The sequence below is a fragment of the Mycolicibacterium sp. XJ1819 genome (assembly GCF_053483675.1).
The window spans coordinates 96,931-109,043 of sequence record NZ_JBEFST010000011.1 but is presented as its reverse complement, the minus strand read 5'-3'; the positions used below and the strand labels follow the sequence as shown (position 1 = coordinate 109,043).

Genomic DNA, 12,113 nt, shown 5'->3' with positions numbered 1-12,113 from the left:
GAGGACACCACAGTGGCGAAGGCGAAGTTCGAGCGGACGAAGCCGCACGTCAACATCGGGACCATTGGTCACGTTGACCACGGCAAGACCACGCTGACCGCAGCAATCACCAAGGTTCTGCACGACAAGTATCCCGAGTTGAACGAGTCGCGCGCATTCGACCAGATCGACAATGCGCCCGAGGAGCGTCAGCGCGGTATCACGATCAACATCTCCCACGTGGAGTATCAGACCGAGAAGCGTCACTACGCCCACGTGGACGCCCCCGGTCACGCTGACTACATCAAGAACATGATCACCGGTGCCGCCCAGATGGACGGTGCGATCCTGGTGGTCGCCGCCACTGACGGCCCGATGCCGCAGACCCGCGAGCACGTGCTGCTCGCCCGTCAGGTCGGTGTGCCCTACATCCTGGTCGCACTGAACAAGTCGGACATGGTGGACGACGAGGAGCTCATCGAACTCGTCGAGATGGAGGTCCGCGAGCTGCTGGCCGCCCAGGACTTCGACGAGGAAGCCCCGGTCATCAAGGTCTCCGCGCTCAAGGCGCTGGAGGGCGACGAGAAGTGGGTCGAGTCGATCCTCGAGCTGATGAAGGCCGTCGACGAGTCGATTCCGGACCCGGTCCGCGAGACCGAGAAGCCGTTCCTGATGCCCGTCGAGGACGTCTTCACGATCACCGGCCGCGGCACCGTGGTCACCGGTCGTGTCGAGCGTGGCGTGGTCAACGTGAACGAGGAAGTCGAGATCGTCGGCATCCGTCCGGAGACCACCAAGACCACGGTCACCGGCGTGGAGATGTTCCGCAAGCTGCTCGACCAGGGTCAGGCCGGTGACAACGTCGGTCTGCTGCTGCGCGGCATCAAGCGTGAGGACGTCGAGCGCGGTCAGGTCGTCGTGAAGCCCGGCACCACCACGCCGCACACCGAGTTCGAGGGTCAGGTCTACATCCTGGCCAAGGACGAGGGTGGCCGGCACACGCCGTTCTTCAACAACTACCGTCCGCAGTTCTACTTCCGTACCACCGACGTGACCGGTGTGGTGACGCTGCCGGAGGGCACCGAGATGGTGATGCCCGGTGACAACACCGACATCTCGGTCAAGCTGATCCAGCCCGTCGCCATGGACGAGGGCCTGCGGTTCGCGATCCGCGAGGGTGGCCGTACCGTCGGCGCCGGCCGGGTCACCAAGATCATCAAGTGATCTAGGTTCTGCCGTAAAGCGGCGCTCACCCTTTGGGGTGGGCGCCGCTTTCGTTTCTCTTCTCGTCGAGATCTCGCGGGCCCGCCGGTGTAACGGCTGTGACCACCGAGACGATGTACATCGCGTATGCCCTGGTCGGGAGTAGAAGGGTTGGGCTTGATGTTCGGTCGTATCTCGGCGCTGACGTGCGCCGCAGCCGTCGCCGGTGCAGCGCTGATCGGTTCGTCAGCGGTCGCGCTGGCCGAACCCACCTGCCCCGACGTGCACTGGATGGGCGCCGCGGGCTCCGGTCAGCGCGACGGCGACCTGACCGCGAACGCCGGCATGGGCGACGACATCTACCAGTCCTACCTCGATCTGGCTGAACTGGTGGCCGCCGACGGGCGCACGATGACCGCCGAGGCCGTCGAATACCCCGCCGTGGCCGTGCCCGATGACGACGGCGGCATCGGGGAGTGGCTGGGCTTCATGAGCAGTGTCGACACCGGCGCCGCCGCGCTGGGCGCCCAGTACGCCGCGTTCACGCAGCGCTGCCCGGAGTCCAAGGTCGTGCTCGCCGGTTATTCGCAGGGCGCGATGGTCGTGCACCGCAACCTGCACGCGATGGGCGCCAACCCCAACATGGTGGCCGCGCTGTTGATCGCCGACGGCGATCGTCTGCCCGCCGACCCCACCATCAACATCGGCTCGGTCACCAGCGTTCCGGGCGCCGGCAAGGGTGTCGCGCAGGACTGGCCGATTCTGGCGCGCGCGCCGCAGCCGCTGCCGCCGGCCATCGGCGCCCGCACGATCAGCGTGTGCGAACTCGGTGACGCGGTGTGCGACTACGACCCGGACGCCGAGGAGGTGTCGAAGGTCTCGACGCTGATCCACACCGGCTACACGACCGCCGCCGGCGGGTACCGCTGGACGCAGCCGTTGTATCAGCTGGTCGGCCCGGCGCCCCAGACGCCGTCGCTGCCGTCGGTTCCCGAAGCGGAGCCGGTCATCCCGCTGTCGGCGACGACACCCGCGCAGTAGACCTCTGCCGGGCCAGCGACAGCACTACCACACCGGCGGGCAGCAGGATCGCGGCCAATGCCGCGAGCACCGTGTCGATCGCGCCGGCCTGCGACGCGCCGGCGCGCTCAAGCATCTCGACCACCGTGCCCGACACCGCCACCCCGACCCCGGCGACGGTGACCAACGCGGTCAGCGTCACCCCGGCTGCCTCACCCGCGCGTTCGGGCCGCACGGCCGCCTGGGTGGCGACGGTCGTAAAGGCATACACCAGGCCCAGACTCAGCCCACACGCCGTCAGCGCGGGCAGATACACCGACCATTGGCGAGCGGCCGCGAGCACGCCCACCGAAACGGCCGCGGCCACCGTCGTCACCCCCATCACCACCGGCGGCCGACGGGTCGTCAACCGCCCGGACAGTACGCCGCCCAGTGCCGCGCCCGCCGACGGTCCGAGAAACACCAGGCCCGCGATCAGCGGGTCCAGCCCGCGCGCCTCCTGCAGGTACATCGTCGACAGGAAGATCGTCACCGCGTACGCGATGTTGGCGATCGTGCCCGCGACCACCAGAACAGTGAACCGCGGATTGCGCAGCAACGACATATCGACCAGTGGCCAGCGCACACGGTTCTCGACGGCCACGAACAGCGCCAGAGCGGCCACTGAGCCGACGAAGGCCGACGCGGTCCACACCGAGAGCCATCCCAGGCTCGGCGCGCGGTCAAAGGTCAAGGTGAACAAGCCGATTCCCGCGGTGATGAGCGCCAGCCCGGTGACATCGATACGACGCGGTGCGGTCTCGTCGGAGGACTCGGTGATGGCGGAGGCGCCGATCGCCAGCGACACCAGCGTCAGCGGCACGTTCAGCCAGAAGATCCACCGCCAGCCGATGGTGTCGGTGAACAGGCCGCCGATCAACGGGCCCGCGGCGTTACCCAAACCCGCTATGCCATAGGCCAATCCGATTGCGCGCCCGGCGCTGACCGCCGGGAACGCATTCGTCAGCACACTCACCGAGACCGGGAAGATCAGCGCCGCACCGAGCCCCTGCAGGACCCGGGCGGCGATGATCGCCGGTGCCGACGGGGCCAGGGCGCACAGTACCGACGCCACCCCGAACATCGCGATGCCGACCATCAGTGCGCGGCGACGGCCGAAGATGTCGCCCAACCGACCCGCGGGGACCATGAAGGCCCCCAGTGCGAGCATGTAAACGCTGATGACCCACTGCAAGTCGGTGGCGGTGCTGTGCAGATCGGAGGCCATCCTCGGCAGCGCCAGGTTGATCGCGAAGTAGTCGATCTGGACGCAGAACAACGCCATGGACACCGCCGCCAGGACCAGGCGTGGTCGGACCGATCGGGTTCCCGGTGTCACCGCCCGACGATACGGCGCACCACCGCCGAATTGGCGCTAATCTGACACGGAAAAATTCGCGGCGACGGGAGCATGGCCGATGTCGACATTCTGGCGGTACCTCCGGATCCAGGCGTTCGTGTTGCTGTGCGGCATCGTCGGACCGATCTTCCTTGTCGTCTACTTCGCCATGGGCGCCGATCCGATGCTGCAGTGGATGTTCTGGGTCGGCCTGCTGATCACCGCTTTAGACGTGTTGATCGCGCTGGCGATCACCGCGATGGGGGTGAAATCGAAGGCGCGCACCGCCGCCCTCGAACAGACCGGTGTGCTGGCGCTGGCCCAGGTGGTCGGCATCCACGAAACCGGTACCCGGATCAACGAACAACCGTTGGTGAAACTCGATCTGCAGATCTCCGGGCCCGGTCTGGCGCCGTTCGCCTCGCAGGACCGGGTGATCGCGTCGATATCCCGGTTGCCGATGATCACCAATAGGAAACTGGTGGCGCTGGTGGATCCGACGACGAACTCCTACCAGATTGATTGGGAGCGAAGCAGTTTGGTCAGCGGCCTGATGCCTGCGACGTTCACCCTCGCCGACGACAACAGAACCTATGACCTGACCGGGCAGACCGGCGCGCTGATGGAGATTCTGCAGATCCTCAAGAGGCACGGCATCGGGCTGGACAGCATGATCGATGTACGCTCCAATCCTGCGGCCCGCCAACAGATTCAGGAAGTGGTCCGGCGCGCATCGGCACCGCCGGCCGCGGTGTCCGCCCCGCTGCCGACCCCGCCGGAACCGTCGACCGCACAACGCCTCCAGGAGTTGGAGACCCTGCGCGCCACCGGCGCGATCTCGGCGGAGGAGTACACCGACAAGCGCCAGCAAATTCTCGCGGACCTCTGAGGCCGGTCGACTAGAACACGTTTCAGTTCTGCTGTTAACCTGGTCCGGTGGCGGCGACGAACGGGCCCCTGGACGGGCGAGTGGCATTCATCACCGGAGCGGCCCGCGGTCAGGGCCGAGCGCATGCGATCCGGCTGGCCGACGACGGCGCCGACATCATCGCGATCGACATCTGCGGCCCGATCTCCGAGACCGTCAGCTATCCGCTGGCCACCGCGGACGAACTCGCCGAAACGGTACGGGCCGTGGAGGCCACCGGCCGCAAGGTACTGGCCCGCCAGGTCGACGTTCGGGACCTGGCCGCGCTACAACAGGTGGTGGCCGACGGCGTCGAGCAGTTCGGTCGGCTCGACATCGTGGTGGCCAACGCCGGCGTGCTGAGCTGGGGCCGGGTCTGGGAGATGTCCGAGGAACAGTGGAACACCGTCATCGACGTGAACCTCAACGGCACCTGGCGCACCCTGCGCGCCGCGGTGCCCGCGATGATCGAGGCGGGCAATGGCGGATCGATCATCGTCGTCAGCTCCTCGGCCGGGCTGAAGGCCACGCCGGGCAACGCCCACTACTCGGCGTCCAAACACGGCCTGACCGCGCTGACCAACTCACTTGCGTTGGAGGCGGGGGAGTTCGGCATCCGGGTCAACTCCATCCACCCGTACTCGATCGACACCCCGATGGTGGAGAAGGACGCGATGATGGCGTTGTTCGCCAAGCACCCGTCGTTCATCCACGCCTTCGCTCCGATGCCCTACCATCCGGTCAACCACCAGGGCAAGAAGGGGCTACAGGAATTCATGACCGCCGAGGAGGTTTCGGACGTGGTGGCATGGCTGGCCAGTGACGCCTCGGCCACGATCTCGGGCAGCCAGATCGCCGTCGACCGCGGCACCATGAAGTACTGACCCGTCCCCAACGACGGGGTGGCGTGCAAAACGCCGGGCGCATCGTGTAAGAAATCTGGCCATGAGCATCAATGGCGGCATCGTCATCGTCGGAGGCGGGCTGGCCGCCGCCCGCACGGCCGAACAGCTGCGAAAATCGGAGTACACCGGCGCCATCACCATCGTCAGCGACGAGACCCATCTGCCGTATGACCGGCCACCGCTGTCGAAGGAGGTGTTGCGCTCCGAAGTCGACGACGTCACGCTCAAGCCGGCCGAGTTCTACCAGGACAACGACATCACCGTCCTGCTGGGCAACGCCGCGCGCTCGCTGGACACTGCCGCGCGCATGCTCACCCTCGCCGACGGCACCGAGGTCACCTATGACGAGCTGATCGTCGCGACCGGCCTGGTGCCCAAGCGAATTCCGTCGTTCCCGGAGCTCGGGGGCATCCACGTACTGCGCTCCTACGACGAGAGCATGGCACTGCGCCAGGAAGCCGGCTCGGCGCGCCGGGCCGTGGTGGTCGGTGCGGGCTTCATCGGCTGCGAGGTGGCGGCCAGCCTGCGCGGGCTCGGCGTCGACGTGGTGCTTGTCGAACCACAGCCGGCGCCGTTGGCGACCGTGCTGGGGCCGCAGATCGGCGAGCTGGTCACCCGCCTGCACCGCGCCGAGGGGGTCGACGTGCGCTGCGGCATCGGGGTCTCCGCGGTCAGCGGCGCCGAGCGGGTGGAAAAGGTCGTCCTCGGCGACGGCACTGAGGTGGACGCCGACCTGGTGGTCGTCGGCATCGGCTCGCGTCCGGCCACCGATTGGCTCGAAGGCAGCGGTATCAAGCTGGACAACGGCGTGGTCTGCGACGAGCGTGGTCGGTCCAGCGCCGAACACGTGTGGGCGGTCGGCGACGTGGCGTCGTGGCGCCACGATCTCGGACACCAAGTGCGCGTTGAACACTGGAGCAACGTGGCCGATCAGGCGCGGGTGATGGTGCCTGCGATGCTGGGCGCAGACGTGCCCAACACCGTGTCGGTGCCGTACTTCTGGAGCGACCAGTACGACGTGAAGATCCAGTGCCTCGGCGAGCCCGAAGCCCGGGACGTGGTGCACATCGTCGCCGATGACGGCCGCAAGTTCCTGGCCTATTACGAGCGCGACGGCGTGCTGGCCGGCGTGGTCGGCGGCGGCATGCCAGGCAAGGTGATGAAGATGCGCGCCAAGATCGCGGCGGGCACCCCGATCGCCGACGTCCTATAACTGACCGAGGTAGAAGCGGGTGTTCTGATCGTCGGTGCACAGCGCCGACTGCCCGTACGGTTGCCGCGAGGGCTCCTCGAGCACGGAGCCGCCGGCCTCCCGGACCCGCGCCACGGCCGCGTCGATGTCGGCGACCGTCCACATCGGCACGGTCACCGGGTGGGGGCTGCCGCCGGCCACGCCCGCCATCGGGTGGGTGTGCTGGATCTGCCAACCGTCGTCGATCCGGCCGGGCTGATAGGACCAGAACAGGATCCGGCTGTAGAACGCCCGAAACGCACCGGAATCCACCACCTGATAGGTGATGTACGAAAGTTCGCCCGGCCTTGAGCCGTTGAGTTCCGGTCGCGCTGTGCCGGCGACGGGTTCGAACACCGCGAACGCCATGCCCGCGGGATCGACGGCGTCCAGCATCGCGCCGAAGTCGAAGCGCTGCACCGCGCCGACGGTGCCGCCCGCCTCCAGGATCGACTGCCTGGCTCCCGCCAGGTCGGTGACCGCGTAGCAGCACAGCATGCCCTGGCGGCTGTCGACGCTGAACAACCCGATGGGCTGGCGGGTGTTGGTGATCCGGTGCGACACCGGGTCGTAGGTCCAGCCCAGCACGTGACCGTAGAACGCCGCGGCCCGGTCGGCATCGGGTGTCCACAGCGAGACGTAGCCGACGTCGCCGTGCGCGATACCCACGGCAGCCCCGGTCACCGGTCCGCTCAGCATCCAGCGGTGCCCGAACGGGTCGGTGATCGTGGCGTTGCGTGAACCGTGGGCCTCGTGAACCTCCTGGCCGACGACCGCGCCGTTCTGCCTGGCCCGGTCGAGCGCCGCGTCGGTATCGGCCACCTCGATCATCAGGCTCACCGAAACCGCTTGCGGATCAGGGGCCTTCAGGCCGATCTCCGGGTACTCGTCCGCCAGGTAGAACACCCCGCCGGACAGCGCGAGTTCGGCGTGCCCGATGCGGCCGTCGTCCATCACGACGGGTTCGGAGATCACGGTCGCGCCGAACGCGTCGACATACCAATCGATCGCGTCGCGCGCGTTGGCCACCGTCAGATACGGCAGCGCGGCCGACCGAGGTACGGTGGTCGCGGACAGTTCGGCGATCGCGGTATCGGTGCCGCTCATGACAACTCCTCGAGTTCGATGGGGAAGGGACACAGCTGATTCCAGGCGTGCCCGCAGCCGTGCGGCGAACGCCGGATCGGGCTGCACCGGAAGGTCGTGGCGCTGCAGCACGGTCAGCGGATCGATGCTGTCGGTCATGACGTGCCTCCTTCCGGGTAATGCGCTCTGAACGCGCGCCGGGCCCGCACCAGTAGCGCTTCGGTGGCGTGCACGGTGCGGCCGATCAACTCGGCGCACTGGGGCACCGAGCAGTCGTCCATGTAGCGCAGCGCCAGCACGGTGCGATGCTGCTCGGACAGCTTGGCCAGCACGCTCTCGGCGACGATGCGGTCCAGTTCGGCGTCCCAGTCGTCGGCGCCGTCGACGGCCTCGGGCACCTCGGCGACGGGAACGGAAAACCGGTCGTGGCGGCGGCGGTAGTGGTCGGCGAGCTTGTGGCGCGCCACCCCGAGCAGCCACCGCACCGAAATCGGTGGCACCACCTGCTTGCGGGCGGCGTCCATCGCCGCGAGGAACGTGTCAGACGTCAGGTCCTCGGCCGTCGCTCGGTCGCTGCAGCGACGGACGAAATACCCGTAGACCACCGGCAGTGCCTCGTCATACAGCGCCAGCAGGGCCCGCGGAGCGTCGTCGCCATCCGATTCGGCGCTCACACCCTCATCGTCGCCGTCGAGGCCCCGACTCCGACACCCCAATCGCGAAAAGATTGTCGAGGGCTCAATGGGGTACGCATTCGGGTGCCAAAACCGTATGAGGGTGAGCGCTCGCGGGAATTTCAGCCGGCGCGGGCTTCACCGTTCCAGCGCGTCGAGGGCCGCCAGGCCGTCGCTGACGGTGTCGAACGCGTCACCGAGCGCGCGGGCCAGCGGCACCGACTCGTCGGCCAGCCAGTACTCGTAGGCGGACAGTGCGACCCCGAGCATCGTCCACGCCACCGTCTGGGGCACCAGATCGTCGGCCTTGACGCCCAATCTCTGCGCGACGAACCCGGCCACCACCGCGCGCCACCCCGCATACATCGTCATCGAATAGGCCTGCAGCGCCGCGGTCTGCAGAATCACCCGCATCCGCTGCCGGTGGCGAGCGGTCTCGGCTTCGTCAAAGGTGTTGAACGCCAGCAGCGCTGTGCGCAGCGCGTCGCGGACCGGCACGCCGGGGTCCAGGCTGCCCAACAAGTCGCGCATGCGGTCCAGGTGCGCGTCGAAGTCGCCCCATGGCAGCGCGTTCTTCGACGGGTAATAGCGAAACAGCGTGCGTCGGGCGATCCCGGCGGCCTCGGCCACGTCGTCGACGCTGACCTCGTCGAAGCCGCGCGCGGCGAACAGGTCGATCGCGATGTTGCTCAGGTGCTCCCACGATGTCGTGCGCCGGCGGCCCACCCGGTGACGATCCTCGCGTCGCTGGGGATTCGGCCGCATTCTCCACCCCGCCCTTTCGTTATGGCACTCGATGCCATATTATGGCGATCTCGATCACAAATGTCGAGATTCAGCGAGTGGAAAGGTGCAGATAGTGGAGCAGAATCAGCACGCGGAGACGGACACCGAACTCGTCGCCGAGATCCTCGTCGAAGAGGTGTCGATCGACGGAATGTGCGGGGTCTACTGACGGTGACCCTGTCTGCCGAACAGACAGTGGCGTTCGACCCGGACCGGCGCTGGCGGCTGCACCATCAGGTCGCGGTGCGGCCCGAGCCGTTCGGCGCGCTGTTGTATCACTTCGGCACGCGCAAGCTGTCCTTTCTGAAGAACCGGACGATCGTCGAGGTGGTCAACTCGCTGAGCGACCACCCCGACGCTCGCTCGGCCTGCCGCGCCGCCGGCATCGACGACGCGCAGCAGGCGCCGTATCTGCACGCGCTTGATGTACTGGCCCGATCGAAAATGCTGGTTCTGCAATGACTTCCACGACAACTACCCAACCTGTGCCGCGGCTCATCGAGCAGTTCGAGCACGGCCTGGACGCCCCGATCTGCCTGACCTGGGAGCTGACCTACGCCTGCAACCTCGCGTGCGTGCACTGCCTGTCGTCGTCGGGTAAGCGCGATCCGCGTGAGCTGACGACGCAGCAGTGCAAGGACATCATCGACGAACTCGAGCGGATGCAGGTCTTCTACGTCAACATCGGCGGGGGCGAACCGACTGTGCGCTCGGACTTCTGGGAGCTCGTCGACTACGCGACCGCCCACCACGTCGGGGTGAAGTTCTCCACCAACGGGGTGCGCATCACCCCCGAGGTGGCCACGCGACTGGCGGCCAGCGACTACGTCGACGTGCAGATCTCCCTGGACGGTGCCACCGCCGAGATCAACGACGCGGTACGTGGTGCGGGGTCGTTCGCGATGGCGACGACGGCATTGCAGAACCTCGCGGACGCCGGATTCAAGGATGCCAAGATCTCCGTGGTGGTGACCCGCCACAACGTCGAACAGCTCGACGAATTCGCTGCCCTTGCAGCGCGTTACGGAGCGACGCTGCGGATCACCCGGCTTCGACCGTCGGGACGCGGCGTCGACGTGTGGGACGAACTGCACCCCACCGCCGAGCAGCAGGTGGCGCTGTATGACTGGCTGGTCGCCAAGGGCGAGGGGGTGCTGACCGGTGACTCGTTCTTCCACCTGTCCGGGCTGGGCGAGCCGGGCGCGCTGGCCGGGCTGAACCTGTGCGGCGCGGGCCGAGTGGTGTGTCTGATCGATCCCGTCGGGGACGTGTACGCGTGCCCGTTCGCCATCCACGACCGTTTCTTGGCTGGAAACGTGCTGTCCGACAGCGGGTTCGAGAACGTCTGGAAGAACTCCAAGCTGTTCCGCGAACTGCGTGAGCCGCAGTCGGCCGGGGCGTGCGGTAGCTGCGAACACTACGACAGCTGCCGCGGCGGCTGTATGGCCGCGAAGTTCTTCACCGGCCTGCCGCTGGACGGGCCGGACCCCGAATGCGTGGAGGGCCACGGCGCCCCCGCGCTGGCCCGCGAACGGGTGAAGCCCAAGCCCAGCGTCGACCACTCCCGCAGCCAACCGGTGATGCTGAAACTGTTGACCAAGCCGCCGGCCCGGCTGTGTAACGAAAGCCCGGTGTAGCCATGGCGCGAGACACCTGGTTCGAAACCGTGGCCTTCGCCCAGCAGAAGGCCAAGAAGCGACTGCCCAAGGCGGTGTACGCCGCACTGATCGCCGCCAGCGAGAAAGGCGTCACCGTCTCCGACAACGTCGAGGCGTTCGCCGAACTGGGCTTCGCACCGCACGTCGTCGGCGCGACCGAGAAGCGCGACCTCGCGACAACGGTGATGGGACAAGACATCTCGATGCCCGTGCTGATCTCGCCGACCGGCGTGCAGGCGGTGCACCCGGACGGGGAGATCGCCGTCGCGCGGGCGGCGGCCGCCCGCGGCACCGCGATGGGGCTGTCGTCGTTCGCCAGCAAGCCGATCGAGGAAGTCATCGCCGCCAATCCCAAACTGTTCTTCCAGGTGTACTGGCTCGGCGGCCGCGACGCGATCGCCGCGCGGGTGGAGCGTGCGCGCGAGGCGGGCGCGGCCGGTCTGATCGTCACCACGGACTGGAGCTTCTCGCACGGTCGCGACTGGGGCAGCCCGAAGATCCCCGAGCAGATGGACCTGCGCACCACGGTGCGGATGCTGCCGCAGGGCCTGACCAGGCCGGCCTGGTTCTGGCAGTGGGCCAAGACCATGCGCCCGCCGAACCTGCGGGTGCCCAACCAGGCGTCCCGGGGCGAACCGGGGCCGCCGTTCTTCGCGGCGTACGGCGAGTGGATGGGCACCCCGCCGCCGACGTGGGACGACATCGCCTGGCTGCGCGAACAGTGGGGCGGTCCATTCATGCTCAAGGGTGTGATGCGGGTCGACGACGCCAAACGCGCTGTGGATGCCGGGGTTTCGGCGATATCAGTGTCCAACCACGGCGGTAACAACCTGGACGGGACGCCCGCGTCGATCCGCGCACTACCGGCCATCGCCGATGCGGTCGGTGATCAGATCGAGGTGCTTCTCGACGGCGGTATCCGGCGGGGCAGCGACGTGGTGAAGGCGGTTGCTCTCGGTGCGCGTGCGGTGATGATCGGCCGGGCCTATCTGTGGGGCCTGGCGGCCAACGGCCAGGCCGGTGTGGAGAACGTCCTCGACGTCCTGCGCGGCGGCGTCGACTCGGCGCTGATGGGTCTCGGCCGTGCGTCGGTGCACGACCTCGTTGCCGACGACGTCCTCGTGCCGCCCGGGTTCGCCCGGACGCTGGGGGCGCCCGGCAACGCGACCCGCTGACGTCCGGTCACCGGGTAGGCGAAGATGCTGGTACAGGCGTGGCGCAGGGGGCTGGCGTGATTGTCCGACCCCGCCCGCGGCAGATTTCCGGAAATCAACTGCCGCGCATGC

General features: G+C 67.7%; 13 protein-coding genes. 9 read left to right on the top strand and 4 right to left on the bottom strand.

What is annotated here, in order from left to right; genetic code table 11:
* Positions 1 to 12 precede the first annotated feature (12 nt).
* The gene (gene tuf / locus ABQE89_RS13900) at positions 13 to 1,203 is read left to right on the top strand and encodes an elongation factor Tu (protein WP_448417429.1); all 1,191 of its coding nucleotides are present in this window, start codon (positions 13 to 15) and stop codon (positions 1,201 to 1,203) included.
* Between the two features lie 159 nt (positions 1,204 to 1,362).
* The gene (locus ABQE89_RS13895) at positions 1,363 to 2,223 is read left to right on the top strand and encodes a cutinase family protein (protein WP_448417427.1); all 861 of its coding nucleotides are present in this window, start codon (positions 1,363 to 1,365) and stop codon (positions 2,221 to 2,223) included.
* Here the strand turns inward: ABQE89_RS13895 and ABQE89_RS13890 are convergent.
* Positions 2,189 to 3,580 carry an MFS transporter gene (locus ABQE89_RS13890; protein ID WP_448417425.1) on the bottom strand — a complete coding sequence of 464 codons (1,392 nt, stop codon included), beginning with the start codon at positions 3,578 to 3,580 and terminating at the stop codon, positions 2,189 to 2,191. The genes ABQE89_RS13895 and ABQE89_RS13890 overlap by 35 nt on opposite strands.
* Positions 3,581 to 3,659: 79 nt before the next feature.
* On the opposite strand from ABQE89_RS13890, the gene ABQE89_RS13885 reads away from it, so the two are divergent.
* The 3 genes from ABQE89_RS13885 (at position 3,660) to ABQE89_RS13875 (ending at position 6,605) form a co-directional block, all read left to right on the top strand.
* Complete coding sequence (locus ABQE89_RS13885; RefSeq protein WP_448417423.1) at positions 3,660 to 4,469, top strand: SHOCT domain-containing protein; 810 nt, start codon at positions 3,660 to 3,662, stop codon at positions 4,467 to 4,469.
* 47 nt (positions 4,470 to 4,516) lie between these two features.
* Positions 4,517 to 5,371, top strand: a complete 855-nt coding sequence (locus ABQE89_RS13880; protein WP_448417421.1) for a mycofactocin-coupled SDR family oxidoreductase — start codon at positions 4,517 to 4,519, stop codon at positions 5,369 to 5,371.
* Between the two features lie 61 nt (positions 5,372 to 5,432).
* Positions 5,433 to 6,605 carry an NAD(P)/FAD-dependent oxidoreductase gene (locus ABQE89_RS13875; protein ID WP_448417419.1) on the top strand — a complete coding sequence of 391 codons (1,173 nt, stop codon included), beginning with the start codon at positions 5,433 to 5,435 and terminating at the stop codon, positions 6,603 to 6,605.
* Here ABQE89_RS13875 and ABQE89_RS13870 read toward each other — a convergent pair.
* The 3 genes from ABQE89_RS13870 to mftR form a co-directional block, all read right to left on the bottom strand.
* On the bottom strand, positions 6,600 to 7,868 hold the full coding sequence (locus ABQE89_RS13870) for a VOC family protein (RefSeq protein WP_448417417.1): 1,269 nt from the start codon (positions 7,866 to 7,868) through the stop codon (positions 6,600 to 6,602). The two genes, ABQE89_RS13875 and ABQE89_RS13870, sit on opposite strands and share 6 nt — an antisense overlap.
* Complete coding sequence (locus ABQE89_RS13865; RefSeq protein WP_448417415.1) at positions 7,865 to 8,383, bottom strand: RNA polymerase sigma factor; 519 nt, start codon at positions 8,381 to 8,383, stop codon at positions 7,865 to 7,867. Before ABQE89_RS13865 ends, ABQE89_RS13870 begins: the two co-directional genes overlap by 4 nt.
* Before the next feature lie 138 nt (positions 8,384 to 8,521).
* Positions 8,522 to 9,148, bottom strand: a complete 627-nt coding sequence (gene mftR, locus ABQE89_RS13860; RefSeq protein WP_448417413.1) for a mycofactocin system transcriptional regulator MftR — start codon at positions 9,146 to 9,148, stop codon at positions 8,522 to 8,524.
* A 94-nt stretch (positions 9,149 to 9,242) separates the two neighbouring features.
* Between mftR and mftA the strand changes: the two genes are divergently transcribed.
* From mftA to mftD, 4 genes are read left to right on the top strand one after another with little or no spacing between them, the layout of a single operon-like run.
* Positions 9,243 to 9,338, top strand: coding sequence for a mycofactocin precursor MftA (gene mftA / locus ABQE89_RS13855; RefSeq protein ID WP_448417411.1), 96 nt, complete (start codon positions 9,243 to 9,245; stop codon positions 9,336 to 9,338).
* Positions 9,323 to 9,631, top strand: coding sequence for a mycofactocin biosynthesis chaperone MftB (gene mftB, locus ABQE89_RS13850; protein ID WP_448417409.1), 309 nt, complete (start codon positions 9,323 to 9,325; stop codon positions 9,629 to 9,631). The genes mftA and mftB overlap by 16 nt, the downstream gene beginning before the upstream one ends.
* Positions 9,628 to 10,806: a mycofactocin radical SAM maturase gene (mftC, locus tag ABQE89_RS13845; RefSeq protein WP_448417407.1), complete on the top strand. Its 1,179-nt coding sequence runs from the start codon at positions 9,628 to 9,630 to the stop codon at positions 10,804 to 10,806. The genes mftB and mftC overlap by 4 nt, the downstream gene beginning before the upstream one ends.
* Before the next feature lie 2 nt (positions 10,807 to 10,808).
* The gene (mftD, locus tag ABQE89_RS13840) at positions 10,809 to 12,002 is read left to right on the top strand and encodes a pre-mycofactocin synthase MftD (RefSeq protein WP_448417405.1); all 1,194 of its coding nucleotides are present in this window, start codon (positions 10,809 to 10,811) and stop codon (positions 12,000 to 12,002) included.
* Positions 12,003 to 12,113 lie beyond the last annotated feature (111 nt).

Coding starts and splice junctions, on each gene's coding strand:
- ABQE89_RS13895 (WP_448417427.1), top strand. CDS start 1,363: ATGTTCGGTCGTATCTCGGCGCTGACGTGCGCCGCAGCCGTCGCCGGT.
- ABQE89_RS13885 (WP_448417423.1), top strand. CDS start 3,660: ATGTCGACATTCTGGCGGTACCTCCGGATCCAGGCGTTCGTGTTGCTG.
- ABQE89_RS13875 (WP_448417419.1), top strand. CDS start 5,433: ATGAGCATCAATGGCGGCATCGTCATCGTCGGAGGCGGGCTGGCCGCC.
- ABQE89_RS13870 (WP_448417417.1), bottom strand. CDS start 7,868: ATGACCGACAGCATCGATCCGCTGACCGTGCTGCAGCGCCACGACCTT.
- mftR (WP_448417413.1), bottom strand. CDS start 9,148: ATGCGGCCGAATCCCCAGCGACGCGAGGATCGTCACCGGGTGGGCCGC.
- mftC (WP_448417407.1), top strand. CDS start 9,628: ATGACTTCCACGACAACTACCCAACCTGTGCCGCGGCTCATCGAGCAG.
- mftD (WP_448417405.1), top strand. CDS start 10,809: ATGGCGCGAGACACCTGGTTCGAAACCGTGGCCTTCGCCCAGCAGAAG.